Here is a 25,557-nt window from a genome sequence, read left to right on the forward strand (position 1 = left end):
TATCATGCGGTTTTGTTCGAGGCAAAGATAATGTAATTTCGACATAGGTGAAATAATTATGAATAACTACTTATATAAATCAATTAGTTATAAAATTATGGTACAAATATGACTTATTTTTGTGCGATACACTCTAAAAATGATGACATGAAATGCCTCTCATGACAATAAAACTTTTATGATTATTTGATAGCAAATTTTCTATTTGCAGATGTTTTCATTTGCTACCAGATGTTTTCACTTGTTATGCTTTTCTTTTCACAAATAGCGCAAAATGAGCTGATTATAAAATTGTCACCTATTGTTGTCTTTCGTTTTTTATGGAAATCTGTTATACCTTTGCAAAACAATCATAAAGAAAAATAGGCATGGAACATAAACAACATACATTCCACTCCATAGTAATAGAGGTGGTAACAGTGTTATTGGCAGCAATAATATCATTTCCTGTATGTGATATTGCTGGTGTAGAATTAAGCATGCTACCATTCGTTGTAGTGGCATGCTATGTTGCCCTAAAGTTCCTATACCATTTATGTATCTCTTTATCGGCACATATAATGGATTGGAGTTCTATTTCAAGTCAAAATCCAATGATAACTACTCAACAGAATAAAGGAAAATGTGTTTCTGAAAGTATTCCATCAATTATAGAGAACAATAAGATTCTAACGAAAAGGATGGAGCTATTTCATTACGAATTTCAACACGAGCAACAGCAATATCGACAACAAAAAGAAAAAGAAGATGATGAGAAACTTGATGCTATAATGAAATACACACGAAACACATTCAAACGATTAGACTTTGACGAAGCAGACATTTTCCAAATCTGTGAATGCGTTGGATACTTTGTCACCAATAGGCGAGTTCTTAGCACGACAGAAATTCACATCAAAAAACGCTCTTCAGTTACACAAATCTCATTGAAAAACTTTGCATGGAACATTGCATTTCAATATAACATTAATGGTGACATTACAGCAAAGTTTGTCTTGCAGACTTTCAATGAATGGTTTTCCAACTCTACCATTGATACCATAAGGAAGAACTTACGCACGACTGCTGGACAACACAAGATTGAAATAGATGAGAACATCATATAGGGATAACAATAGATATTGTGCATATGGTTCTTGATAATGACCATAAAATCGCATATTTACGCCTATATTCAGTCATTTTTTCGCTTCCTGATAATAATTATTATCGGAAGTTGCTCTGTTGTCAAACAAATTATATAAATTTGCTCTTAAATTAAAACATTTTACCTCATGGCTAATTTTAATAGACTAAAAGTAGTACTTGCTGAGCAACAGAAAACAGGAAAATGGCTTGCTGAGCAGATAGGGAAATCCAACTGCACTGTGAGTAAATGGTGTAGTAATACTGTTCAGCCAGACCTCAAGACACTTAATGACATAGCTAATGCCCTTAATATTGATGTAAAAGATTTGATTGTTAGTAGTGCAAATAATAAATGATTATTGCCATGGAAGTAAACAAGAAAGAACTCAAAGAACAAGAGATACGCACTCTGTTCATTACTCCTGCACTTCAACAGAAAGGGTGGGCAGTAAGCGTAAATATGCGTGAGGAATACTATTTTACGGATGGTCGAGTACTTGTTGTTGGCAACCAGCATTCTGTGACGGAGGGTAAAAAAGCTGATTATCTATTATATCATAAAGGTAAACCTATTGCGGTAGTTGAAGCTAAAGACAATAAACACGCTGTTGGAGGTGGTATTCAACAAGCTATGGATTATGCCCAAATCCTTGACTTGAAATTTGCGTACTCCAGTAATGGTGATGCTTTCTTGGAACATGACTTTATCACTGGAAAGGAAACCGAAATCAAGTTAGAAAACTTCCCGACAGAAGAAGAACTATACAATCGTTATCTTGCATCCAAGAACTACACTTCGGATGAACTTAACATAATAGAAACACCGTTTTATTATGATGCCCATAGCCATGAGCCAAGATATTACCAACGTATAGCAGTTGACCGTACAGTGGAAGCTATTGCTAAAGGGCAACAGCGTGTACTTGTCGTAATGGCAACCGGTACAGGTAAGACTTTTACAGCTTTCCAGATTATCCATCGTCTTCATAAAAGTGGGGCTAAGAAAAAGATTCTTTATCTTGCAGACCGCAATATCCTCATTGACCAAACAATGGTGCAAGACTTCAAGCCTTTCAAGAAGTTTATGACCAAGATAACTTCTGTTGGAGAGGAGGAGGAAAAAATTGATTCGTCATACGAAGTGTATATGGCTTTATACCACCAATTAGTCGGGAAAGAGGGTAAACCAGACCCATTCCTGGAGGTGCAGCCAAATTTCTTTGATTTAATTATTGTCGATGAGTGTCATAGAGGAAGTGCAAAAGACGATTCCGCATGGCGCAAGGTATTGGAATATTTTAGTTCGGCTACCCAAATTGGTATGACAGCCACACCGAAAGCTGACGAAAGAGCGAACAACTTGGATTATTTTGGTGAACCAATATATACCTATTCACTTCTTCAAGGCATTCAAGATGGTTTCTTAGCTCCATACAGGGTTACAGCAGACTTTATTAATATTGATTTACAAGGATGGACTCCAGAAGAAGGTGAAATAGATTTATTGGGCAAGGAGATTGAACAGAAACTATATCAAAGACAGAATATAGGTCGTGACCTCGCCATCAAGTTAAGGCGTAAAGTAGTAGCAAATAGGATAACCCAAATGTTACATGACATTGGTCGTATGACAAAGACAATCGTGTTCTGTTCAGATATTGAGGAAGCTGCCGAAATGAGAACTCTGCTTATCAATATGAATAGCGATTTATGTAAAAAGTCGCCTTACTATGTTACACGTATTGTTGGTGAGGATAAAGAAGGTAAGAAACAACTGGACAATTTCATTAGTGTAGATGAGCCTTATCCTGTAATTGTTACCACATCTGAACTTTTATCTACAGGAGTGGACTGCAAAACTTGTGGTTTAATCGTCATAGACAAAGAAATTGGTTCTATGACTGAATTTAAACAAATCATTGGACGAGGTACACGACTTAGAAAAGACAAGGGCAAATGGCATTTGGAAATCCTTGATTTCCGCAATGCTACCGCAAAATTCAAAGATCCAGCATTTGATGGCGACCCGGAACCACCAAAAGGAGGAGGGAAAAAGCCCAAACCTTACAAAATCATTGATGCTCCAGAAACTCCAATAGTATCTGAGCCTCGTGAGAAATATCTTATCAGCGGTAAGAATATTCGCATTGCCCATGAAATCGTTTCAGTGTTAGGAGAAGATGGTAAGACGATGAGAACGGAAAGCGTTCAGTCGTTTGCGAAAAAGCAACTGTTGCGACACTATCAAAGTTTGAATGATTTCGTACAAACGTGGACTGAAGCAGAACGCAAACAAGCCATTATGGATGAATTGAAGGAATATGCTATTCTGATAGATGCTGTACGTGAAGCTAATCCGGCATTGAAGGATGCCGACATCTTTGATGTGATATGCCACGTTGCGTTTGACCAACCGCCATTAACAAGGAAAGAGAGAGCAAACAATGTAAAGAAGCGTAATTACTTCGGGAAGTACGAAGGTAAAGCTCGTGAAGTATTGGAGGCTCTTCTTGACAAATATGCAGAGAATGGTATTCTCGACTTTGAAAAGGCGAACATCTTGGAGATACCGCCATTCAATAGCATAGGAAAACCAACAAAAATCATAAAACTATTTGGTGGCAAAGTCGCTTTTGAACAAGCCATCAGAGAATTGGAATATCAAATATATAAATCAGCTTAAAAATGGCAGTAAATAATATCATAAAGCGAATCCAAAATATAATGCGTCAAGACGCAGGTATCAATGGTGACGCACAAAGAATTGAACAGATGACTTGGATGTTCTTCTTGAAAGTCTATGACACACAAGAAGAAACATGGGAATGGAAAGATGAGAAATACAAGTCCATTATCCCCGAGGATTTGCGTTGGCGTAACTGGGCAATAGATAAAAAAGACGGTGAAGCATTGACTGGAGAAGCCCTACTCTCTTTCGTCAATGAGAAACTGTTTCCTACCTTGAAGAATCTCCCGATAGATGCCAATACCCCAAGAGCTAAAAGCATTGTTCAAGAAACATTTGCAGACTTGAACCAGTATATGAAGAATGGAACGCTTCTGCGCCAAGTGGTCAACATTGTAAACGAAATCGAATTTGACGATGCTGACGACCGTCACACATTCGGAGATATTTATGAGGGAATTTTGAAAGATCTGCAATCGGCAGGAAATGCCGGAGAGTTCTACACACCACGTGCATTGACTGATTTTATTGTGATGATGCTCGACCCGAAATTGGGCGAAACCTTTGGCGACTTCACCAGTGGAACGGGAGGCTTCCTCACCTCGACACTTAAATATATGGGCAGGAATATTGGCTCTGCGGCAGATGGAGAAAAACTGCAAAATGCCGTTGTAGGTCAGGAATGGAAACCGTTGCCCTACCTTTTGAGCATCACAAACCTGCTGCTCCATGATATTGAAGCTCCCAACATAACCAACTGTGATTCGCTTGGAACGAATGTTACTGATTTCAAGGAAAGCGACAAGGTTGATGTTATCGGCATGAATCCTCCGTATGGTGGTAGCACGGAAGACAGCGTAAAAATCAACTTCCCAGTACAGTACCGTTCAAGTGAAACTGCGGATTTGTTTATCGCCCTTATCATGTATCGCCTCAAAGCTGGTGGACGGTGCGGTGTGATTATCCCTGATGGTTTCTTATTTGGTACGGATGGAGCAAAACTTGCACTTAAAGAAAATCTCCTTCGCAAGTTCAATCTACATACAATCATCCGTTTGCCGGGTTCTATATTCTCTCCATACACATCTATTGCAACCAACATCCTTTTCTTTAATAATGAAGAAGCCGAAGGTTGCGAAGAAGGATTCAAGACCAAAGAAACATGGTTCTATCGTCTTGATATGCCGGAAGGGTACAAACACTTCTCAAAGACCAAACCTATGAAGGTGGAACACACGCTGCCTATTCAAGAATGGTGGAAAGATCGAAAAGAAATCATCAATGACGAAGTGGGAGAAAAAAGCCGTGTGTTTACAGCCCAACAGCTGATAGATTTGGATTGTAACTTCGATCAATGTAAATTCCCGAAAGAGGAAGAAGAAATACTCCCTCCGGCAGAATTGCTCAAACAATATTTTGAGAAACGTGCTGCACTCGACCATGAAATAGACAAAACCCTTTCTGAGATTCAAAAGATTCTCGGTATAGACATAAAATCGTGTAACTGATAATTGTGAAGTGATATGAAAGATTTGACCATCTCAAACATAGAAAGACAAAATGTACTTAACAACCGTTTTGCAGTCAGCAAAGTACAGGAGCATCTTGACATTGAAGGAATGCTCTTTGCGGGAGAGTATCGCTTTACAAAAAAAATGGTTGCCGATTTCTACGAAGTAGAAGAACGAACAATAGAACGCTACTTGGAAAAACATTCCGATGAATTATCGGCTAACGGTTATGTTTTATGTAAAGGTAAACATCTGAAAGAGTTAAAGTTACAATTTGCTCCCGTCATAAATGTCGGGAGCAAAACGACCCAGCTCGGATTGTTCAATTTTCGTTCATTCTTAGATATGGGTATGCTACTTACAGAGAGTGAGAAAGCGAGAAAAGTCCGTAGCCTTATCTTGGATTTTGTGATTACTACCATCAATGAAAAAACTGGTGGAGGGACAAAATATATAAACCGTAGGGATGTGCATTATCTTCCTGCAGCAATCACAGAAGAAAATTATCGTAAAAATCTCACTTCTGCCATCAACCAATATGTGGACGGACATCCCACATACAAGTATTCCCAAATTACAGATTTTATCTACAAGGCTGTTTTCAAAGAGAATGCTAAAGAATACCGAGAAGTATTAAAGTTGGATTCAAAAGACAATGTTCGACACACGTTGTATTCAGAGGTTCTATTGGTTATCTCTTCTTTTGAAAACGGAGTGGGTGCAGCCATCAGTGAACGATTTAAAGAAAATGGTGGTAAGTTGCTTACCATTGAAGAAGTGGAGCGTATTGTAAACGAACTTGCCGAACATCCAATGCAGAAACCTTATCTGAATGATGCCAGGACTAAAATGGCTTCAAGGGATTTCAGTTTCCGGGATGCGTATCATGGTAATATAGCAGATTACCTACAAACTGTTACTCCTGAAGAGTTTGAACGATTCATCGGTGACCAGTCTATTGATTTTGACCGTATCTTAGCGGATAACAAAGATGTGCTTAAACGCTTAAAGCAGGCAGAAGATGAGTAAGGAAATTATTTACATAGATTACGATGAAGCCTTAAGCATCTATGGCAAAATGATTGATGCCAGTAATGGTGGCTTTGAAGGTGTGCATGATGAAGGTGGTATTCGTGCTACATTGGATTTTGTACAAAATGATTTATACTATCCGACCTTTGCTGACAAACTAACCTATCTGATGTATAGATTCTGTTCCGGGCATTTCTTCAATGATGGGAATAAGCGTATTGCACTGACTTTGGGTACATACTTCTTACACAAAAACAATTACTATTGGCACGCTTGCATCTGTATGCGTACATTGGAATCTATCATTTATCATGTGGCAGCATCGAATATCGACCAAGATTTGCTGCTGCGCATCGTCAATAGTTTTATGACAAGTAAAGACTATGATGAAGAACTAAAAATAGATATTGCCAATGCCATGAGCAAAGGAGAGTTAGGAATACAAGGAGAGGATTACGAACAATGAACGGAAAGCAACTTAAAAACAGCATACTCCAGTGGGCGATACAGGGCAAACTTGTACCGCAAGATCCTAATGACGAACCTGCATCTATGCTTCTTGAACGCATCAGAGTAGAAAAAGACAAACTAATTAAGGAAAAGAAAATCAAGAAAGACAAAAACGAATCTATCATTTACCGTGGTGACGATAATTCCTATTATGAGAAGTTTCTCGCTACGGGAGAGGTGAAGTGCATAGATGATGAAATTCCGTTTGAGATTCCGAATGGGTGGGAATGGAGTAAACTGTCAAATGTTATAGAACTGCTATCAGGGCAAGACTTTATTCCTGAAAAGTATAATTCGAGTAATCAAGGAATTCCCTATATTACAGGAGCAAGTAATATTGTGAACGGGAATTTGGTAATAAATCGTTGGACTGAAACTCCTACGGTAATAGGAAAATTAGGAGATTTACTTATTGTTTGTAAAGGTTCAGGAGTTGGGAAAATGTGCATCTGTAATGTAGATAAAATACATATTGCTAGACAAATTCAAATTATTAGAAATTTCTCCAATGCGATAAGTCTATCATATGTTAAATCTGTAGTTGAAGCTAATTTGCAAACGATAATTTCTAATGCACAAGGTGTTATCCCTGGAATTAGCCGTGAGCATATATTAAATCTTCTAATTCCACTTCCACCTACTAACGAGCAATATGAAATAGATAAAAAACTTCAAGAAATATTACCTGTTATCGATCGATATGCAAAATCTCAAGAGGCATTAGATAAATTAAATGTAGAGTTTCTAGGAAATCTCAAAAAATCCATCCTACAAGAAGCTGTTCAAGGTCGGCTTGTACAACAAATAGCAGAAGAAGGAACTGGCGAAGAGTTACTTGAACAGATAAAATTGGAAAAGCAGCAACTCATTAAAGAAGGCAAGTTGAAGAAGTCTGCCTTAACCGATTCTATTATCTTCAAAGGTGACGATAACAAGTACTTCGAGAAGATTGGTAAAACAGAACAAGATATTACTGATGAAATACCATTTGATATACCTAATACTTGGGTATGGGTGAGACATAATGACTTATTTGATATTTCAGGCGGTTCCCAACCTCCAAAGTCTAAGTTTATTGAACGAGAAAAAGAAGGATATATACGATTATTTCAAATTAGAGATTATGGCTCTAACCCACAACCTATATATATACCGCTTTCTACAGCCAGTAAGATTTCTCAAAAAGGAGATATTTTGTTAGCTCGTTATGGGGCTTCTTTAGGAAAAGTATTTTATGCAGAATATGGAGCTTATAATGTAGCCTTAGCAAAAGTTATCCCATTATACGAATCCCGACTTATATTTCAGAAATATATTTTTCTGTATTATTGTAGTTCAATATATCAAAATGAAATTGTCAATCGGAGTCGTTGCGCCCAAGCGGGATTCAATAAAGAAGACCTCAATTCATTATTATTCCCCTTGCCTCCTTTGTCTGAACAATATAGAATTGTAGAAAAGTATGAAAAAGCAATAGCAAGTATTATGAGAGGATAAATGCGCAAACCGTTGAAATTGAGCTTCCTTTTGAATATCCTAACAATTGGTCTGTGCTACGTTTGAAAGATATATGCCAACTGATAGACGGTGAAAAAAGAAACGGAAAGGGCATCTGTCTGGATGCAAAATACCTACGTGGTAAATCATCTGCTACCATTGTAGAGAAAGGAAAATTTGTCTATGCCAGAGATAACATCATTCTTGTAGATGGTGAAAATTCAGGTGAAGTTTTCACTGTTCTGCAAGATGGGTATATGGGGAGTACATTCAAACAGTTATGGCTTTCTTCGGCTATGTGGAAACCATATATTTTGGCTTTCATTCTGTTCTATAAAGAGGATTTGAGAAATTCCAAAAGAGGTGCGGCTATTCCGCACCTCAATAAAGAGTTATTCTACAATCTGCCTATTGGTATTCCACCTTATCAAGAACAGCAGCGTATTGCAGAACGGATAAATGAACTATCGCAGTTGCTCAAATAGTTTTTCTATTTGAGCAACAATGCGTTGTTGTTCTTACAATCGCCAAATCAAAAAATTCCCGACCGAAAAACAAAATGTGTCATTGAAACACATCTTAACATAAAACAAAATGTGATTTTTGGTGCAAAATAAAAGCCTGTTTAATTGAGTTTAAACAGGCTTTAAATTTAATCAATGATCATGTAAACAGATAAATCAGGATTAGCAACAAGCGGAAGAACATCTTCGTCATCAAGAACGCTCATTGCATATCTATGAATACTCTTCTTTATCATTTCCAATGTTGGTTTTTCTAAGAATGTAGAACTGGCAAACGTTACCAGTTCGTTTCCTTCACTATCAGTTCTACCGATTGATTGTATTGCATATCGAATTATCCATGTTCCGTCGGATTGTTGTTCGATAGGCTTAGCAGATTTCAGGGGTAAGATATTTCTTCGCATTGCCTTTTCTTATTTGTTTTTTTAGTTGTTTCTTAAAATTAAATTCGCTCTTTATTACAAAGACTTCCCAATGTCCTTCAACATATATATATTGCCACCATTCCGGAGCAATAAGTTTCCCTATTTTGCGTCTTAGGTTGTACGTATTGAAATGTCTCATCAATCCATAGTAGCTGTTCATCGTAGCCACGAAAGTCTCAATATGGGCTTCGCAGAAGCCTTCCTTTGCGATCTTGTTATACTTGCTGACTACATCATATATATTTCCCACGACACGGTTTGAAATATAGATTCGATTGGGAAGTATGAATGCGCCTACGAACAGGACACCTTTTGAAAAATGTTGTATATATATCTTTTTAGGATGCAGTTCCAAAAGCAATTGTTCTTTCAGGTAGCTATTGAGCAAAGGGATATTCTTTAGGATATCCTCTTTAAAACGCATGACAAAGCCAAAGTCATCAACAAAACGTACATAGTGCTTTATTCCACATATTACAGTTACATAATAGTCAAACACCGAGCCTATGAAATTCGCAAACTTTTGGGAAGGAAGGTTACCAATGGCAACACCACGTTCGGGGTCGTTGTAAAACAGACTTTTATCTTTCGGCAATTTATCCCACAGATGCAAGGGGGATTTTCTATGACATTTCTTTTGTGGCTGGTGAAATATGACAACCCGGAGCAGATACAGCAAACATTCGATGTCATCTCCCTTGTAATTGTCGCGAACGAATATATCAATCATTTCCCATAGCAGAGACTTTGACATGGACATAAAAAAGCTTTTTAAATCACCTTTAAAGATATATGCGTCTTGTGTATAGTTCGCACTGACTTCTTTAATCATTTCGTCCATGCGCATGACAGCGGACAGGCATCCTTCACCTATACGGCAGTTCTTTGAAACGTTCCCCTGTGCCTGAAAGCGTTTTTCCAAAATCGGGTCAAGGCGGAGGTCGATCCAGTGATGCACAATACGATCAATATAGGCGGCAGCAAATACTTCACGCAAAACAGGTTTCTTGCGCATAAAGCAATCGGAGAAGTCCGGTTCATAGTGACCGTATCTGATACTTTCCCATACAGCGACTAGTTCCGTATCATAATTGAAGGAAAACTCAATACAGCCATCAGTATTGCGCTTTTGCCTGCTGCAGTCATCGTAAGCTTCAATAATTGAAGATAAGGGTATGTCATAGATCGGTTTATCTGTTGCGGAAACGGGACGAACCCTGCCTGCGCTATTCTTGGTGTTCGTGTTCACGTTGCCGTTGTTCATGTTCACGTACCACGCGTTCGAGGATTCAGCATTCACTGTCTTAGTCTTTCCCGGTTCATCACCGGGGGAATGCCCAATAGATAAATTAGATTGCTCGCCCATAAACTCCGTGAAGATTATGGCTCTGGCTTTACGGAAGCTGTCTTCTCTTGGGAAGCGGTGAAATTACGCCACCCGATAATTTGCTTTTCAATCGACGTAACCATCTCGATGATGTCTGCTGTCGTCTGAATATTGATCAGTTTCCGGTCTCGACATACCCTTAATAAGAGTTTCAATGTATCAAACTTAACAAGGAATTCGTTCAGGTATTCCACACGACGTGGAAGATTAGAATTTGCGTAACGGATTAGTTCGCAACAACGAAGGGCGGACATCATAAGTTCCGTACCGAATTCGTATCTGTAATTCTTCGGAAACTTGTCCCTTGCATCAAGTATCAACATTAATAACCGATACATACACTGGTAGACTGGCCTGTCCTCTGCTCTCCCCATGTTAAATTTTGATATTTTTAAAATTTTTCTTTTGCTCCGCAAAGTTAATGATTGTCAAACTATTAACACTCATTTTTTCAAAAATTTAAAACTTAAAAAGCCCCTACCGGGGCTAATTAAACGTAACTATCTAAGAGATAAAGAGTTAAAGGGATAAAGAATCTATTGCGGAAACGGGACGAACCCTGCCTGCGCTATTCTTGGTGTACGTGTTCACGGTGCCGTTGTTCATGCTCACGCACCACGCGTACGAGGCATCGTATTCGGTACTGCTCCAGTACCAGTCAGTTGTAATTATATTTTGAGAGCCAAACATGGAAGTTGCAAGCTCGTTGATTTCTTTCTTATACTTGGCTATGAGCATTAATTCACCCAATGCTGGCAGGTTCCACACGGTTGTATCTTCGATGCCGTCAGATTCAAGCGTACAACCACGGTATGCACGGGCGGCTTCAGCAGCTGGCGCACCGACAGTTCCCAGGGTATCCTTGACGCCTGCAAGAGTCTCTATTATAACATCGGTGTTTTCCTTACCATCGAAAGTGTCATAAAGTCCCTGATTACCATTACCGTAATTTTTAAGTCCGCGTATATCAGTGCCGTAACCACCCCATTTGAATGTTTTCGCGCCGCCTGCGTCAATACAGTCACTCTTAGCGATAATGAACTGGCGACATTCGGCACGTACACGGATGCCGACACGGATGTATTTGGAACGGTTATTCGCACTCATGGAGTTCCATTCAGAAGCGGTGAAAAAGACTTGTTTGCCGTCTTCGATACGGAGCGTAGCCAAAGAAAGGTCAAGAAGAGTACCTGCCCATTTCATATACTTGGCGATATCGCTTGCCGATGTATTTTCATTAACAGTTGTAAAACCTATTGACTGCAAAGCTGAAACTTGGTCTTGTTTATTCAGGCGCAAAAGCATTGCGCTGGCAATATTTTTATCCATTTTATTGTATAATATTAAGTTAATACTATTCTGATGCAATAGCTCTCACATGGAGAAGGGTTGAATTTTTAGTTTGAGTGGTAATACGCCCGGTATTTAGTTCGAATATCCAGGCGGAGTTATTGTCCCAAATCGTTGACGACCAATAGTACTTATCGGTCATCAACATACTGTCACTGCTCCAAAATGTCCGCATCATCTCATTGATTTTATCGCGGTAGCGGTACATCAGAAGCATTTGACCGGATGACGGAAGGAACCAATTGGATTCGTCATCGATACCGTCACTTTCAAGGGTATAAGCACGGTATGCACGGGCGGCTTCGGCAGCCGGCGCACCGATTACACCGCTATTATTCTGGTCTTTCAGGGTAGTGATAATCAGGTCGGTATCCTCCTCACCAGTGAAGCAGCCGTACATGGCGCCCAGTCCCTTTTGGTTCAGCCCGTCTATGGCTTTGCCCTGACCGCCCCAATAGAAGGTAGTAGTCATGTCGGCATTATAGCATTCCTGGGCAGCAATCACAAAGGAACGTCCATAAGCGCGGATTCGAAGACCGCGTTTAATATACAGCTGTTTGTTGGCAGCGGTTAGGGAGTTCCATTCGGCAGCGGTAAAGTATGCCTTGGAGTTATCAGAGATGCGGTTACAGGCAAGGCAGAGGTCAAGAAGCCCGGCAGCCCATTTGATACGTTGTCCGAATTCCGAAGCCCGGGAGTTCTCGGTGATATCCGAGAATCCCACTGCGTTCAGAGCCGCCACTTGTGCCTGCTTGTTCAAGCGCAGCAGCGTTGCGCTTTGTTCTTTTGTACTCATAATTTAATTGATGTTTATTAAGTCGTTAATATCCATGTTATCCTTGGCGAAGCGTTCGAGATATTCCTCGTAAGATTCGCCATTATAATAATCCATTATTTCACCCACATTATCCAATGTGACTTCGGGATAATAAGGTTCACCGCCATAGGCTTCCGAATTGAACCAATCAATCATCTTGACATAGGCATCGATGATGGTGGAAACGGTCAAACCTTCAAACCCGTTCCGGATCGCTTCTATATCCGAGTTCTCGATTACTTCATCCAGCAGATAGTTTCCGGTAAGTACGGGCTTCTCTACCTGATTACCGTTTTCGTCCAGTCCCCCGATACCAAGACGCAGGATTTCCAGCACTTCCGATCCGTTCCCGACGAAATCACGGTTCGTGATACGGATATGGCGGAATACGACATTGCCCTCCTGCGAATCAATTATGTCGCGGATCATCTTTACAACATCGATAAGCGGGCAGTTTTCCACGCGCAGTGTGGTGATGTTCGGCATGGATTCAACAACGATGCCTGTGTCCGCATTCAGCCCTTTATAGCTCAACTTATCGAGGTTCATCAACTTGAACTGTGTCATGGTGGTCGGCAATTCCGCATATTGAACCGGACAGCCACCCACAAAGTTGACGATCTGCAGTGCGCTGCCGTATGCCAACAGGTGCAAAAGGCGTGTTGCCCCGGTCAGGTCAAGAGACACCAGCTTTTTGAAGTTCTCCACGTTCAGGAGTCTCATATACGGCTTCTCGCCAAGCGGAAGGTCTGTGACGCTATTGTTGGCGAATCCTTTGCGCTTACTGCCGAACACCAGTTCTTCGACGCGAATCAGCGTAGTGAAGTCCTTTGCCTGCGTACCGTCGATATTGACAGTGCTCAAATCACCCAAAGACTTGATCTTCGATGCACCGATGATATAGATCGCACTCGATGAGTTTGAGCCGTCGAAATGGAATGTCACCTTTGAACCGTCTTCTTCCGCCCATGCCCCCTGTTGTGCGGCTGGCGTATTGAAGCCCGCCCACAATTTCCATTGCTCGCTTGCAGTCACTTCGATATTTATGTTCTCACCGATGGTGCGGAACATGCACATATTATCCGCCTTCAGGATCGTGCTGACACCGAAATAAGCGTCAAGGAAATCATAACGGGCAGACACATAATAATGACGGTAAGGGATACCCATACCGGAAATCACGTTGAACGCCTGACCGCCCGGATTGGTGATATATTTTGCTACCGAGTCACGGCAGGCGACGATTGCGGGTATCATCAAATGGTCTTTTTCTTCCGATTCACGGAGCACGGCTTCGTAGGAGAATGCGGATTCACCACCCGGAAGGCGTGATGTACGGATTTTCTCCGCGGTCGCGGCAAGCCCGACCTGATCATAACGCCACATCCCTTGCCAAACAACGCTCATACGTCCGGCAAACACGTTTTCCCCTTCCATAACGCTGTCAAGCATCACGTTATACGGAAGTTTGAAGATACCGGAATTGTTCTTGCCGTTCGTACTGTCCGAATCGTAGTCATGGTTCATATACCAACGATAGACACCATCCGGGCAGAGATACAAAGCCCACATGCTATTCTTTGATAACTGGTCGACGCCTGAATGATACAGGATACGGACTAGGTATGCGCGGAAAGAAGCCACGCTGCAATACCTGTCCATTTCTTCAACCAGCTTCCGGTATCGGTTTTCAAGCGTGTCGCTGACCTGTACCCCGTTGATACTGATTTTGCCGCCTGCCATACGGTTCTTCGGGTTACAGGAATACACCCATTCGCAGAACTGCTTCCAGCGGTATGGTGTCTTCTTTCCGAGCGCGTAGGCAAGATTCATGCCGTCATCATCCGGTGTACGGAATTCAAAGAACATCGTCCATTTCGGAACAAGGCTTTCCGTTGACAGTTCACCACCGTACAAGCCTTTCACCCACTTGCTGTGCGTCGACTGCATGGTCATGAAGTTGTCGATGTCATCAAAAATGCACATTCCTTCATAATCAAGCATTTCAACACATTCAACCGGATTCAGGACACGCCCGGTAACAACCGTTTTCTTGCCGTTGAAAGAGATTGTACCGGTGGTGTTCTTCCATGTTCCGTCGACGTATTCCATGAACTTGTACGAAGCGTCCGTCGATTTGGAAAGCATATATATTGTATCCTGATCATAGTCACCAGTATGGGACATGAAATAGGATTCCGTCACGTCCGGAAGGTCGGTGAAGTCGCCATAACTCAAGCAGTCGGCATTATAGCCGGGAACGTCCTTGAAACCGAAAGTCGGCGGGTTGCCCTTGTCAATGTTCCAGTCACCGCGACACCAAAAGTACGCGTCATTGATATTTCCGGTATCCGACTTGAATACAAGCACGCTGTTACCGTCAATACTTGTACGCAAGTCCAGCGTATTGTTTTCGTCCGCATAGTACGCGTTCTGCGCTGGTGTCATGTAATCCTCGCCCAAAGCTTTCTGCATATCGTTATTGATACGTGAAATCGGTGTGTTCACCTTGTCGGGTGATGCATAGTTGACCTTCAGACAGACCTTGTCGAATGGGATAGTCTTGCCACGCAGGATGATTTTCTTGTTTGCAATCGCATCGAGCAAAGCCTGCGGAGCCAGTTCCGGATACATTGCGCGGATAGTTGCCTTTTTCAGCTTGTATTTCCTATTCTTATAGGTCGGATAGAAGGCGGATGTCGTTCCCTGATTGGTCGTTTCCACGTTCTCGATAATAAGGCTCATACCTTTGTCCTTGCAGAACAGGTACAGGTCTGTATATATCTTGGTGGATGTATCCGTTACGTTGTCAAGCGTTTCAAGTTTATAATCCCCGTGCGGCATTTCCACCAGACAGTCACACATTTCAAGTGCTTTGTTCAGGTCGATTTTATTGTCGGTTAGGATATCGTTCTTTTTGTTCAAAGCGATCATTTCGTCCGTATCAGATTTACCGATCACAAATTCATCGTTAATCTGTTCGTCCGCCATTTCCTTTTCCCAAGAGAGCAAGCGGTACATGTACAGTTCCCCGGCTGTTCCGGAGAAACTGATTTGTTCGGACTGTTTGATCGCGCTTTGTCCTGCCGTATATTTGGATGCGCCAATCAGGTCACCGTCACAATATAGCTTGATATAGCCTTTGCCGTCCTCTTCCGCATTTGCTTTTTCAATGACGAAAGCAAACTCGTAGATGTCGCCCGGCTTGAAATACCGTTCGATCAGTTCAGTTCCGAGTGCTTTGAAGTACACACATTTTGAAGTGATACGCCACCCGATTTGGTTTGCCTCGTCCCAGCATGACACGACGTTCGCGTCAGGATCGGCAGCGTTCTGCGTTTTTATCTTGATGATGGTAGTTGATCCGGTCTGCTCAATATTGGTACGGTTATAGGGACGATAAGTACACAATGCGGTGGCATCATCCGAAACCTTGAATGCCTTCCCTTCGGTCTTGTCGGTGACAAAGGCATTCGTGGAATAGTTAAACCCGGTCTGCTTCATTTCATAAAGTCCGTACAGCCATGACTTGTCCTGATCCGAATTGTCCTTGTCTGCCGGATTGAAATAAACCGTATAGCCGGAATCACCGTTAATGTCAATGACGGAACTGTTAACGGAGTACTCAATCGTATTGCTTTCCCCAGCACCGCATTTCCCGTAAATACCCAACGTATTCCGGATGTTGTCTGCAATCGTGAAGCCATCGACACGGGTGGACAGATTAAATGTACTGTTACGTCCTACTGATACGGTAGTCAGCACCGTGTCGGTTTCATTATTGTCCCCGGTAGATGTATTGGTAACCTTTGCGACCCTGTGTATTTCGACATGGGCATCGGTGGCGACATGGCTGGGATCATAACACGCCACCTCGATATTGAGGTTTGCATACTTCCTGACCGACCATGCCGTTTCCGTTTCTTCCGAATGCGCCAACGAGACAACGGGCATAAGGCTGGACGGGTTGACGATCATCACATCAAAGAACTGGTAGTTCGACCACACACCCGATTCCACGTCTTGTGCGACGATTTTGACAGTATATGCACCATGTGTCAATCCCAAAGACGAAACGTTGATTTGCAAGTCCTGTGAGCGTGTGGAAGCCACACTGGTCTGTGATATCAGTTTCCATTCTTCACCCACTTTGATATGTGCCGTGACTGTGGATTTATTGGCGGATGACAGTTTGAACACGTCCGTCATGGTGACAAGTCCGGAGCCTTGCTGTAATGTTTTATACAAAGCCCATACGCGCGATAGTTTCAGGTTTACAGCCGTGACGCTGATTGTCTTCTGTGCGGTGTTTCCTCCGTCATCGGTGGCAACGATCACGAACTTGCGGTTCATCGCTTCGCTGAAATAGCTTTTTACCGGGATGGTGAAAGAGTAGTCTGTATCAGATGCGGAGCTTTCCCGGTTCACGTTGAACGTTTCAAGCGTTTCACCCGTTGACTTGTCTTTCAGCTGCAGGGTTTCGATATTGTTGTATGAAACCATTTCACCCGATCCGGTACGCGACAGGATTGCAAGCCTGATTGTCAGGTCGTCAGTTCCGAGTGCGGCATACAAAGAAGTCCTTTGCGGGTAGATATACACGATTGTCCCGGCAACGTCCCCACCGCCACCTGTTCCGACAGCAAAGGTGAACCCGTCTCCCAGTGGAAGCCCTTCCGCGTTCTTCATGTACACACGTACCGTTCCGTCTTCCGCCTGTTCACCGTCCACGTCAACGGGCATGGCATCATAGACCGCGCCACCCGCCACCGGGTTCACGCTGTCCTTGATGATTTCGGTGTCTGTTTCGACTGTCCCCCCGGCAGCAGAGCTGAAGTCGCTCCATGCCGCCAAGTCATTATAATCGGCACGGGACGCGCACAACTGTTTGGATTCGAATGTTTCCTTTCCGGTACGGTAGATAATGACCACACCGGGCTTGATGCATTCCGTTTCATTTGCTGTCTCGTAGGTTGTCAGGGCATTGATAGCCGTTTGAAGAATATAGTATCCGTTTGACAGTGGGGCAATTTCATCGACCAGCAACACTGCGCCTTTGCCCGTCATATCGCCACCAGCGCCACCGAAGTCTATCCAGTTCGCTTCTGTGGCAAAGCCCTCAAGGGATGATCCGGCAAATTGCTTGGATTCCCATTCACCTTCAGCAATTTTATAGGTCAAAACAATGCCCGGTTTACGGTAGATGGTGTTGTCCATATTTTCCCTTTCCGTAATTGCGGCAATGGCTGCAGGCAATGAATAAACAGAGCCGCCACAAATTCCGTTGACGTTAATAACGGACAAGGCTTTGTTAGCTAGTGACAATGCTGAAGACGCGGTAGTCTGTGCGTCTTCAGCCGATTTCTTTGCCGCTTTTGCCGCCAAGTCCGCGGATGCAGCTAATTGCATCGCGTCAGAGTCGGCAGAAAGCAAAGCCCCGGCAAAGTAGATGTAGGTCTTGTTGCCGAACAGGTATATTTTATTCTCGTGCGGGGATGTCCGGTCAGCGTTCATGTAGTTATCAACGCCCGTCCAACTTGGATAATATTTGTTATCAACAAAGTAGGCAAATTTACCCTTGCTGGCAACAAATACAACCTTACCGCCCTCTACGGTTGCGCTGGACTGCTCAAGCACAATGGATGCGTCAGTCACTATTTCGTCAAAGCGTTCCGTCGAATGGTGTACAAAGTCTACCATTAAAGAGGACACGTCCTGCGATGTACTGTCAGCATCGTCAGAAAGGCTTTTGAGTTCGCCCCATACCGTTCCGTCTTCGCTTTCCGATTCCGCTTCCGTGCCGATATTATCGGACAGCTTTCCGATATTTTCATTCGCTTTTTTAGCGGATTCCGCGGCTTCATCGGCTTTCTTTTGTGCTGCATCAGCCGTATTCTTAGCCGTCTCTACATCTTCTTTTTTTGCATATACGGAAAGGTTGCCTGTTGTTGAGACAAGTTTCCACCCCGGATTTTGAAAGGCGTAGATGTTACCATTGTCGACTGCATCGGGGGTGTTTTCGTCATACACCGTCACGATCTGACCGAATTTCAACGGCTTTCCGTCAGAACCGACCGGGGAAGTACTGTCCGCGTTCATCTCCGCGACGGTGGTGTATGTGTTACGAATCCCCAACCCGATCTGGTTTTTCTCCGCTTCGTTGATGACATCCAGCGTTTCATCAATCAAGCCGCCCACTTCTTCAGGTGATATGGATAAGGAATCTTTCTTTGCCGAAAGTTCCTGTGCCCGTCTTTTTAATTCGTATATTGTTGCCATTATCAGTTAAATCTTTAATGTATCCTCGATTAAAATAGTACTTGCAGGCATTTGGACAAGTGGGCTGCCATCTGCTGAAGCTATATAACAGTTGCCGTTATCGAATGTGAGTTGAACAATCATTGATTGTGGATTATCCCATGAATCTGCATACGACATCGATAGACTGAACACTCCGGAAATATTCTTTACAGACGAATCAAATGTACATAATCTCCGTTTGCCGTTCACTTCAGGAGCTATCATGGGAGTTCCTGTATAGGCAGCAGCCAAGATATTAAAATAGACAGTTTCATTGCCCGTCTGTTTTGCCCGGTATATGATTTCTGCTTTTCCGGAAACGACTTCACTTAGGGATAACTGGGCTTTCATGTCCTTTTCTATTATGGTCTTGTCCAAATAATCTGTGACAATAGCCAATATTTTATTCCTGAATGTTACTACATCATTTCTGCCTACATACATATCTGACTTTGTATATGTTGTTGACAGTTTTACATACCTGCGCTCATATACTTGCGCTTCAGAATTGTCCGCAAATATTTCATTTTGAAATTTTTCCTGAACAACCACCCAGTATACTGGTTGTGATGTAGGCACAGTAAGAATATCCGGTTTTATCGGATAAACTTCATCACCTATCACGATATATCCATTTCCGACAATAGTATACACTGTATTGGAACCAAGGATTTCCGTGCTGACCGGATCGCTTAACAGAATATGTTTCTCTCCCAGTTTCATCCCGGAACAAATGGCTTTCAATACGTCTGCTGTGGATTCTTGCATAAATTCCAAATCATCCAAATAAAATGGCTGTCCGCCTTCTTTAAATAACAGTTTATTCATATTCGTATATTTTAAGGACGTAGGTTCGTCCGGCTGGTTTATAATAGTCAATCAAGTTTTTAATCTCATTCTCATACGTTGACAGGAACGACGGTATGTTCACCATGTAATTTCCCGAATAGTTTCCTTCACCGCGCTGCTGGATGTGTTTCTTTCCCACTCCTTCACCCCGTTTATACAGGTAGGACGGGATTTGCTCTTCCCTGCGGTGATACAGGTACGACTCCTTTCCCGCAATATCAGTGATGTATATTTCCCTGTTTTTCAAGAAAAACCTGTCGTTCAGCACTTTCTCGATATATATCACCTGACCGTTTATATTCAGCTTGTTGATAGCCTGTTTACGGTAGCTTTTAAACAGGGTGTAAATGAAGATTAAAGGGAGAAGGAAGATGGATATGATTGCAAATATCTTCCTTTTCCTCAATGACGGACGAAGCACATACTGCGCGTATTTGATAATGTCAAAATCATACCACATAAGTCAGGGAGGTTTCAAGGCTGTTCAGGATGAAGCACCCGGCTACAGCCGTATAGTTATTGTTTTTAATTACATTGTATTCCGTAGCTGATGCCGCTTTTGCGGCACATTCTCCAAGTTCGATATCCAGTACTCCTTCAACCTTCTGTATCGCGTCAACAAGTTTTGTCTTATTGAATTTACCGCCATACTCGATACCTTTCAGATAATCGTTGATGGCGGCAAGTACTGGTTTACTACCATCCGTCAGGCGGATACCGGAAGCGTTGATAACCATAGGATCGACTTCTATGGTCGCGTTGATACGGATGTCATCTGCCGGAATTGACTGTATCGACAAGATTACCCCGGCAATCTTGATCGAATTCATATAGCTTTTAAATGCCGTCAGAACGTCCCCGGTCAAAGGACAAGGAAGTCCCCCCTCATCTCCGGACACGAGTATCTGAATACTTCCTCCGCGATCTTTGACTGCCACATACTTGACAAGCTGTTTGGTTTTGTCGATAACGGAATACCGGAACTGGTATTTCTCCGGATCATAGACCAGCGGATCACCATACTGGAAAGCCAGCGCACTGCTATGATACCATCGCACGGTCGGTATGATATTGGCGTCAATCCGTTCCTCCACGTCCGATTTGAACTGGTCAAACATTTGCTCTATGACGTGCGCTGTTGCCGCAAAAATGTAAAACAGGGTACTTTCTATTGATACGGGGGAAAACACCGAATCAAAGTCGGCATCACCCGTGATGCCATACAGGTCACGGATAATGCTGTTTGACATATAGGCATCCGTCATTTCTTTCTTTATTTCTGCGATTGTTCTAGCCATTACTTAAATTGTTCGGTAAACTGTTCGGTGAAAATTCTCAATCGTACCGCATTTGAGGCGGTTTCAGAAGTAGCCGGACAAACGGAGTTCCGCTGGCAGTAATCAGCCAGTTCACTGTTATAGACCTTTTCCGGGGTTTCGATTTCCTGTCCGGCTTGTAGTGTGTCCGTTATGCCCATATCGTTCGTCCTGGCAAGCATGAAAGCCGCTTCGATTGTACCATATTCCTGCACGGCTATGTCCAGCAGGGTTTGTCCGGCTTGTACTACAGTTTTCATCTTACATTTTTATAAATAAAAAATACAAATGCAATAAAGAAGGCTGCTATTACGGCTTTTGCCCACGGAGGAATGTACGCGACCTTTTCAACGACCTTTGTATCATTCTTCTCCTGTTTTTCCAGTTGTTCCTTCAGTGTCAGCAGGGTTTCCTGAATTTCCTGTATTTGTACCTGAATCTGTTCATTATAGGTTTCTTTCTCCTGTTTGGTAGACGTTCCCGTCGCTGTCTCCGTAGAGGTCGGGTATTGTTTCCCGGTCGAATCCGGTGGCGAATAGTTCGTCTTTTGCCAGTTGAATTCCATTTGCTGCATCATCTCGATCATTCGTTCAACGTTCTTGTTTACGTCGACCTGCGTTTTGTCCGTAGAAACTTCTTCCTGTTCCGTCTGCTTCTGCTCCGTGTTATCCTGATGGACGGTCGTGTCCGTTTTGGACGATCGGCAGGAACAGACGGACAGCACCACGATTGTGAGTAAAAAAACGAGTATCTTTTTCATTACGGTCGAACGATTACAGGTGGTAAAAATGAGGTAAATTCACTCTTTACGTCGAAGCAGGGACATTCTTTCATCCACTCGCATTTTTCGACGATGCCGTTCCCGTTCTTGTCCGGACTGGTATCTCGATGCCCGAGGATATCAATAATGTCGTGGCGGTGGCAGATGTCCTGAACGAGCTCGCGCATCGCTTTCTTCTGTGCGTCCGTCCGGGTATCCTTTGCCTTGCCGTTCTTATCCAGTCCCCCCTCATAGCAGATACCGATTGAACATCGGTTATAACTGGTATTCGTACCGGGAACGATAAAGTTGTCATGTGCTCCGATTTCGTTTTCCGCCCGCATGGGGATCACACGTCCGTCCTTCCGGATATAATAGTGGTATCCCCATTTACCGAAGCCGCGGGCTACGTGCGAATCATTGATTTGCTTCTCTGTGAAATCTTTGTCCCCGCGTGTTGCGGAACAATGAATGATAATGTATGTAGGCTTATTCATCTTTCTTTTCCTCCTTATTTTCTGTTTCGTCTTCTCTTTCAATGTATTTCTTATACTTGCATTTATACCTGTAATCAACCCCGAAGAGTGCGCCCGCGAATGTCGAGACTTCGCCATAGGCGACTAAAACAGAGTTGTCAATCTGTCCCGTAGGTACTACCCAAAATCCGCAAAACAGCAGGATCATTCCGGATACGGACAGGAAAACTGCGATCCATAACTGTACGTGTAGCCTTTTCATGATACATACGGGTTATAGAATCAGGCGGAAGACTATCCATACCGGTAATATGACTACATCCGCCAGCAATGCCCCGCATACTGTCGCCCGGATGTCTGCCGTGTCCGGAACATCGTCTTTCGATTCCTTCCATTTACCAGCCAGCCATGCGGAGACAGTTCCCAAGCCCATGCCGCCCAATACGCTAAGGAAGCTCACTCCAAACAGGAAAACGGATGCTACCACGCACACGGCTAAAATGAGCATCCCAATCAGTCCGTGAATGATTTTGTCCACTCCGAACTTTTTAATCAAATCGTTACTTGCTTTCATTTTCGTTAATTTTAATCGTTGGTAATTTCAATATTTATTTTGTCCACCAGTTCCGAATAGTCAATGCCTGCGCGTTTCAGGTGGATTTTCATTTGTTTCTCAATGGCTGTCTTAGCAGCCTTTGACCGTATATGCCGGATCAGGTTCGCGCCCAGCACCGGGTCTTCTTTCAACTCTCCCTGATTCAGTTCCAGCACGGTTGCCGCATTCTGAATCAGCGTGTCACCGACCACGAATCCGGTCAGCCCGTCTTTTCCCGTATGGGGAACAATCCGGATGTCACCGTCCTTGTCAAGTAATAGTCCCTTCATTGCTTCACCCTTTCGTTTTCAATATCCCCGACCTGTGTCTCTTTCAGTGAATCTGATGTGTAGGAGGACAATGCCGTTTTCAAAGCCGCTCCCCCGTCGTTCGGTACGGGCGTCCAGCCGGACAATTTCTGTTTCAGTGAATTGATGTCCTTTTCAATCAGGTTCAGTCGTTCCGTCAGCTCTCCGACTTTTACCAGTCCGCCCAACGTCCCGCCATTCAGCACTATTTCGTCCACTTCATTTGCGGAAATCAAGAAGGCGTCAGTCTCCTGTCCCTCGATGATTCCGACCAGACAAGTCGTTCCCGGTTTCGGATAGATGCATAATGCCCCCATTCCCAACTGGACGTCATAATATTCAAGTTGGTCAATGACTCCGGTCACGTCCATTGTCCCGTTGTCCTTATCAACCGTGTCAACCGTTACCCAGCGCAGTTGTGCCTGTCTAACCCCTTCGCGCCATTTTTCAAGCGCATCACGTAACTGTTCGTCCGTTGTCATTCCGCGCGTCCTCCCAACTCTATTTTTTGCCTGTATGTAGCATCGTCACTGAAATCCTTTGTCACTTTCTCAACGTAATAGTATCCGTTCATTTCCGGTGTTATTTCACTTTTCAGGTCAACCGTCATACCATGACGGACGACAGGTATTCCGAACAGTTCGACACCCCCGCGGTACTTCTGTTTTTTAAGGCTTTCATAAAAGTCCTCTGCAAACTTCTTCAAGTCCTCAACCTTGATGGTTTTTCCTTTTTCATTGTAAGTAAGGTTATAAACCTCGCTTCCTTCCGTTCCGGCTTTTGCTTCCAGTTTCTTGCCGCCTGCACCGATGCTGACTACCTTGACCTGAAATTCACCGTTGGTTTCGTTCAAGTCCTGGCTGACAGCGTTTCTTTCCAGCACGATCTTTACCTTTTCGGTATCGACCTTTTCGGAATACACATTTCCGCAATACAGGACTTTGCCGATGAAATAGCAGTGAAGGTTGGTTTTCTTCCGGATGTCGTTCAGAATTTCCGCGACTGTCTTGGACGAATACCGCACCGCACCAAGTTCCGCGTCATAGTTGGTTTTTACCTCATAGCCTTTGGCGACGTCTGCAAGCAGTTTCTTCAGTGTGACATTCTTTGCGGAATAGGACACTGTTTTTCTTTTCAGGTTATACATTTCGTCCTCACACCGGATCGTCACTGGAACACCCCAGCCGATCAGCGATATATATCCTTCAAATTCCGTGTACAGGTTGGAATCATATCCGAGTTCAATCTTCACCTGATCCCCGGCAGACAGCAGTTCCTTCAGGTCTTTTCCCGCAAAGTATCTGATACGTCTCGGAAGAACTATTTCCGCGGAGTCCGTCAGCATCTTCCATGAACTTTCAATGTGAACCGATGAAACCGTATGGATGACCAGTTCCCCGCGCTTCCTGTTTGCCGGGAATGTGATCCGGCTGCACATCATATAGCTCATAATGTCAATTCGTAAGGGTTGTCACTTGTCGCCTCTATCGTGAAGGGGACTACGCTGCTGTTTCCCTGAATCGGGTTGAACGAGATGTTATCGATAATGATGGAATAAATTTCCTTGTTATTAAAGATGCTTCCCGTTACTCCGATTGCTTCCGTCACTTTGCGGAACTTGCAGAGTGCGTTCACCTGTTCGGCTACCGTCTTGTAACCTTCCCGGCTTTTGTCCGCTATGCAGAATCCCCGGATGTTGATTTTCCAGTCATCAAGCCCGTAGACCTCCTTTACAGTCCCGTGAATGCCCAGGACTTTCGTTTTGGAACAGTTCATCGGGCGGGAAAAGTCCACGACCGTTGCATACGGCATCGGAAAGCTAGCCATGTTCATCGTGCCGCGTGACCCGTCCGGATTATAGGTGCTGTATTGCTTGTTACCGTCAAGGGTAAACGTCCCGATGACCGGAGTCCCCATCCAGCTGTACGCTTCGGCTTCGGCATCCGGAATCGTTGTCACCCCGGTGTATTTCCCCGGATCGTAATCTTGTAGGGTTCGTCCCCACGGAAGATAAATCGGGGATGAAATCCCGAAGACCTCCGTAAACAATGCACCAATATTTAACGCTGTATTTCCTGTCATAACT

26 protein-coding genes are annotated in these 25,557 nt (G+C 43.3%); 8 read left to right on the forward strand and 18 right to left on the reverse strand.

The window, feature by feature from the left end:
• The first annotated feature begins 368 nt into the window (after positions 1 to 368).
• The 8 genes from NSB03_RS03095 to NSB03_RS03130 all read left to right on the forward strand — a co-directional run bounded on the left by NSB03_RS03095 (position 369) and on the right by NSB03_RS03130 (position 8,849).
• On the forward strand, positions 369 to 1,106 hold the full coding sequence (locus NSB03_RS03095) for a hypothetical protein (RefSeq protein WP_024986520.1): 738 nt from the start codon (positions 369 to 371) through the stop codon (positions 1,104 to 1,106).
• Positions 1,107 to 1,274: 168 nt separating this feature from the next.
• Entirely contained in the window at positions 1,275 to 1,484 is a 210-nt protein-coding gene (locus tag NSB03_RS03100) for a helix-turn-helix domain-containing protein (protein WP_024986519.1), read from the forward strand.
• A gap of 8 nt (positions 1,485 to 1,492) precedes the next feature.
• Positions 1,493 to 3,811 carry an EcoAI/FtnUII family type I restriction enzme subunit R gene (gene hsdR, locus NSB03_RS03105; protein WP_024986518.1) on the forward strand — a complete coding sequence of 773 codons (2,319 nt, stop codon included), beginning with the start codon at positions 1,493 to 1,495 and terminating at the stop codon, positions 3,809 to 3,811.
• 2 nt (positions 3,812 to 3,813) lie between these two features.
• Positions 3,814 to 5,322: a class I SAM-dependent DNA methyltransferase gene (locus tag NSB03_RS03110; RefSeq protein ID WP_024986517.1), complete on the forward strand. Its 1,509-nt coding sequence runs from the start codon at positions 3,814 to 3,816 to the stop codon at positions 5,320 to 5,322.
• A 15-nt stretch (positions 5,323 to 5,337) separates the two neighbouring features.
• On the forward strand, positions 5,338 to 6,354 hold the full coding sequence (locus NSB03_RS03115) for a hypothetical protein (RefSeq protein ID WP_024986516.1): 1,017 nt from the start codon (positions 5,338 to 5,340) through the stop codon (positions 6,352 to 6,354).
• Complete coding sequence (locus NSB03_RS03120) at positions 6,347 to 6,823, forward strand: Fic family protein (protein WP_024986515.1); 477 nt, start codon at positions 6,347 to 6,349, stop codon at positions 6,821 to 6,823. Before NSB03_RS03115 ends, NSB03_RS03120 begins: the two co-directional genes overlap by 8 nt.
• The gene (locus NSB03_RS03125) at positions 6,820 to 8,364 is read left to right on the forward strand and encodes a restriction endonuclease subunit S (RefSeq protein ID WP_024986514.1); all 1,545 of its coding nucleotides are present in this window, start codon (positions 6,820 to 6,822) and stop codon (positions 8,362 to 8,364) included. The genes NSB03_RS03120 and NSB03_RS03125 overlap by 4 nt, the downstream gene beginning before the upstream one ends.
• Positions 8,365 to 8,381: 17 nt before the next feature.
• On the forward strand, positions 8,382 to 8,849 hold the full coding sequence (locus NSB03_RS03130) for a restriction endonuclease subunit S (protein WP_257466216.1): 468 nt from the start codon (positions 8,382 to 8,384) through the stop codon (positions 8,847 to 8,849).
• 167 nt (positions 8,850 to 9,016) lie between these two features.
• Here the strand turns inward: NSB03_RS03130 and NSB03_RS03135 are convergent, their stop codons facing one another.
• The 18 genes from NSB03_RS03135 to NSB03_RS03220 all read right to left on the reverse strand — a co-directional run bounded on the left by NSB03_RS03135 (position 9,017) and on the right by NSB03_RS03220 (position 25,553).
• Positions 9,017 to 9,292, reverse strand: a complete 276-nt coding sequence (locus NSB03_RS03135) for a hypothetical protein (protein WP_007766002.1) — start codon at positions 9,290 to 9,292, stop codon at positions 9,017 to 9,019.
• Entirely contained in the window at positions 9,258 to 10,679 is a 1,422-nt protein-coding gene (locus NSB03_RS03140; RefSeq protein WP_024986512.1) for an RNA-directed DNA polymerase, read from the reverse strand. The genes NSB03_RS03135 and NSB03_RS03140 overlap by 35 nt, the downstream gene beginning before the upstream one ends.
• Before the next feature lie 14 nt (positions 10,680 to 10,693).
• Positions 10,694 to 11,074, reverse strand: coding sequence for a four helix bundle protein (locus NSB03_RS03145; protein ID WP_024986511.1), 381 nt, complete (start codon positions 11,072 to 11,074; stop codon positions 10,694 to 10,696).
• Between the two features lie 145 nt (positions 11,075 to 11,219).
• The gene (locus NSB03_RS03150; RefSeq protein WP_257466210.1) at positions 11,220 to 12,029 is read right to left on the reverse strand and encodes an Lcl domain-containing protein; all 810 of its coding nucleotides are present in this window, start codon (positions 12,027 to 12,029) and stop codon (positions 11,220 to 11,222) included.
• 25 nt (positions 12,030 to 12,054) lie between these two features.
• On the reverse strand, positions 12,055 to 12,846 hold the full coding sequence (locus tag NSB03_RS03155; protein WP_024986510.1) for a hypothetical protein: 792 nt from the start codon (positions 12,844 to 12,846) through the stop codon (positions 12,055 to 12,057).
• Positions 12,847 to 12,849: 3 nt separating this feature from the next.
• Positions 12,850 to 19,146 (reverse strand): hypothetical protein, encoded by a 6,297-nt coding sequence (locus NSB03_RS03160; protein WP_242357535.1) that lies wholly within the window; start codon positions 19,144 to 19,146, stop codon positions 12,850 to 12,852.
• Between the two features lie 6 nt (positions 19,147 to 19,152).
• Positions 19,153 to 19,995, reverse strand: a complete 843-nt coding sequence (locus NSB03_RS03165) for a cupin domain-containing protein (RefSeq protein WP_024986509.1) — start codon at positions 19,993 to 19,995, stop codon at positions 19,153 to 19,155.
• Positions 19,988 to 20,476: a hypothetical protein gene (locus tag NSB03_RS03170; protein ID WP_008766336.1), complete on the reverse strand. Its 489-nt coding sequence runs from the start codon at positions 20,474 to 20,476 to the stop codon at positions 19,988 to 19,990. The genes NSB03_RS03165 and NSB03_RS03170 overlap by 8 nt, the downstream gene beginning before the upstream one ends.
• A complete protein-coding gene (locus tag NSB03_RS03175) occupies positions 20,466 to 21,314 on the reverse strand; it encodes a hypothetical protein (RefSeq protein WP_024986508.1) in 849 nt (282 codons plus the stop codon). Before NSB03_RS03175 ends, NSB03_RS03170 begins: the two co-directional genes overlap by 11 nt.
• Complete coding sequence (locus tag NSB03_RS03180) at positions 21,314 to 21,592, reverse strand: LysM peptidoglycan-binding domain-containing protein (protein ID WP_008766334.1); 279 nt, start codon at positions 21,590 to 21,592, stop codon at positions 21,314 to 21,316. The genes NSB03_RS03175 and NSB03_RS03180 overlap by 1 nt, the downstream gene beginning before the upstream one ends.
• Positions 21,589 to 22,092: a hypothetical protein gene (locus NSB03_RS03185; RefSeq protein WP_024986507.1), complete on the reverse strand. Its 504-nt coding sequence runs from the start codon at positions 22,090 to 22,092 to the stop codon at positions 21,589 to 21,591. Before NSB03_RS03185 ends, NSB03_RS03180 begins: the two co-directional genes overlap by 4 nt.
• Positions 22,092 to 22,589 carry an N-acetylmuramoyl-L-alanine amidase gene (locus NSB03_RS03190; protein ID WP_024986506.1) on the reverse strand — a complete coding sequence of 166 codons (498 nt, stop codon included), beginning with the start codon at positions 22,587 to 22,589 and terminating at the stop codon, positions 22,092 to 22,094. The genes NSB03_RS03185 and NSB03_RS03190 overlap by 1 nt, the downstream gene beginning before the upstream one ends.
• Entirely contained in the window at positions 22,582 to 22,830 is a 249-nt protein-coding gene (locus NSB03_RS03195; RefSeq protein ID WP_024986505.1) for a hypothetical protein, read from the reverse strand. The genes NSB03_RS03190 and NSB03_RS03195 overlap by 8 nt, the downstream gene beginning before the upstream one ends.
• Before the next feature lie 12 nt (positions 22,831 to 22,842).
• A complete protein-coding gene (locus tag NSB03_RS03200; RefSeq protein WP_024986504.1) occupies positions 22,843 to 23,142 on the reverse strand; it encodes a hypothetical protein in 300 nt (99 codons plus the stop codon).
• A gap of 11 nt (positions 23,143 to 23,153) precedes the next feature.
• Positions 23,154 to 23,453, reverse strand: coding sequence for a hypothetical protein (locus tag NSB03_RS03205; RefSeq protein WP_024986503.1), 300 nt, complete (start codon positions 23,451 to 23,453; stop codon positions 23,154 to 23,156).
• Entirely contained in the window at positions 23,450 to 23,953 is a 504-nt protein-coding gene (locus NSB03_RS03210; protein ID WP_024986502.1) for a hypothetical protein, read from the reverse strand. Before NSB03_RS03210 ends, NSB03_RS03205 begins: the two co-directional genes overlap by 4 nt.
• Positions 23,950 to 24,921, reverse strand: a complete 972-nt coding sequence (locus NSB03_RS03215) for a hypothetical protein (RefSeq protein ID WP_024986501.1) — start codon at positions 24,919 to 24,921, stop codon at positions 23,950 to 23,952. Before NSB03_RS03215 ends, NSB03_RS03210 begins: the two co-directional genes overlap by 4 nt.
• The gene (locus NSB03_RS03220; RefSeq protein WP_024986500.1) at positions 24,918 to 25,553 is read right to left on the reverse strand and encodes a DUF6046 domain-containing protein; all 636 of its coding nucleotides are present in this window, start codon (positions 25,551 to 25,553) and stop codon (positions 24,918 to 24,920) included. Before NSB03_RS03220 ends, NSB03_RS03215 begins: the two co-directional genes overlap by 4 nt.
• Positions 25,554 to 25,557 lie beyond the last annotated feature (4 nt).

This window comes from Bacteroides acidifaciens, from assembly GCF_024623065.1.
Taxonomy (GTDB): domain Bacteria; phylum Bacteroidota; class Bacteroidia; order Bacteroidales; family Bacteroidaceae; genus Bacteroides; species Bacteroides acidifaciens.

Coding starts and splice junctions, on each gene's coding strand:
- NSB03_RS03095 (WP_024986520.1), top strand. CDS start 369: ATGGAACATAAACAACATACATTCCACTCCATAGTAATAGAGGTGGTA.
- NSB03_RS03100 (WP_024986519.1), top strand. CDS start 1,275: ATGGCTAATTTTAATAGACTAAAAGTAGTACTTGCTGAGCAACAGAAA.
- hsdR (WP_024986518.1), top strand. CDS start 1,493: ATGGAAGTAAACAAGAAAGAACTCAAAGAACAAGAGATACGCACTCTG.
- NSB03_RS03110 (WP_024986517.1), top strand. CDS start 3,814: ATGGCAGTAAATAATATCATAAAGCGAATCCAAAATATAATGCGTCAA.
- NSB03_RS03115 (WP_024986516.1), top strand. CDS start 5,338: ATGAAAGATTTGACCATCTCAAACATAGAAAGACAAAATGTACTTAAC.
- NSB03_RS03120 (WP_024986515.1), top strand. CDS start 6,347: ATGAGTAAGGAAATTATTTACATAGATTACGATGAAGCCTTAAGCATC.
- NSB03_RS03125 (WP_024986514.1), top strand. CDS start 6,820: ATGAACGGAAAGCAACTTAAAAACAGCATACTCCAGTGGGCGATACAG.
- NSB03_RS03135 (WP_007766002.1), bottom strand. CDS start 9,292: ATGCGAAGAAATATCTTACCCCTGAAATCTGCTAAGCCTATCGAACAA.
- NSB03_RS03140 (WP_024986512.1), bottom strand. CDS start 10,679: ATGGGCGAGCAATCTAATTTATCTATTGGGCATTCCCCCGGTGATGAA.
- NSB03_RS03145 (WP_024986511.1), bottom strand. CDS start 11,074: ATGGGGAGAGCAGAGGACAGGCCAGTCTACCAGTGTATGTATCGGTTA.
- NSB03_RS03150 (WP_257466210.1), bottom strand. CDS start 12,029: ATGGATAAAAATATTGCCAGCGCAATGCTTTTGCGCCTGAATAAACAA.
- NSB03_RS03155 (WP_024986510.1), bottom strand. CDS start 12,846: ATGAGTACAAAAGAACAAAGCGCAACGCTGCTGCGCTTGAACAAGCAG.
- NSB03_RS03160 (WP_242357535.1), bottom strand. CDS start 19,146: ATGGCAACAATATACGAATTAAAAAGACGGGCACAGGAACTTTCGGCA.
- NSB03_RS03165 (WP_024986509.1), bottom strand. CDS start 19,995: ATGAATAAACTGTTATTTAAAGAAGGCGGACAGCCATTTTATTTGGAT.
- NSB03_RS03170 (WP_008766336.1), bottom strand. CDS start 20,476: ATGTGGTATGATTTTGACATTATCAAATACGCGCAGTATGTGCTTCGT.
- NSB03_RS03175 (WP_024986508.1), bottom strand. CDS start 21,314: ATGGCTAGAACAATCGCAGAAATAAAGAAAGAAATGACGGATGCCTAT.
- NSB03_RS03180 (WP_008766334.1), bottom strand. CDS start 21,592: ATGAAAACTGTAGTACAAGCCGGACAAACCCTGCTGGACATAGCCGTG.
- NSB03_RS03185 (WP_024986507.1), bottom strand. CDS start 22,092: ATGAAAAAGATACTCGTTTTTTTACTCACAATCGTGGTGCTGTCCGTC.
- NSB03_RS03190 (WP_024986506.1), bottom strand. CDS start 22,589: ATGAATAAGCCTACATACATTATCATTCATTGTTCCGCAACACGCGGG.
- NSB03_RS03195 (WP_024986505.1), bottom strand. CDS start 22,830: ATGAAAAGGCTACACGTACAGTTATGGATCGCAGTTTTCCTGTCCGTA.
- NSB03_RS03200 (WP_024986504.1), bottom strand. CDS start 23,142: ATGAAAGCAAGTAACGATTTGATTAAAAAGTTCGGAGTGGACAAAATC.
- NSB03_RS03205 (WP_024986503.1), bottom strand. CDS start 23,453: ATGAAGGGACTATTACTTGACAAGGACGGTGACATCCGGATTGTTCCC.
- NSB03_RS03210 (WP_024986502.1), bottom strand. CDS start 23,953: ATGACAACGGACGAACAGTTACGTGATGCGCTTGAAAAATGGCGCGAA.
- NSB03_RS03215 (WP_024986501.1), bottom strand. CDS start 24,921: ATGAGCTATATGATGTGCAGCCGGATCACATTCCCGGCAAACAGGAAG.
- NSB03_RS03220 (WP_024986500.1), bottom strand. CDS start 25,553: ATGACAGGAAATACAGCGTTAAATATTGGTGCATTGTTTACGGAGGTC.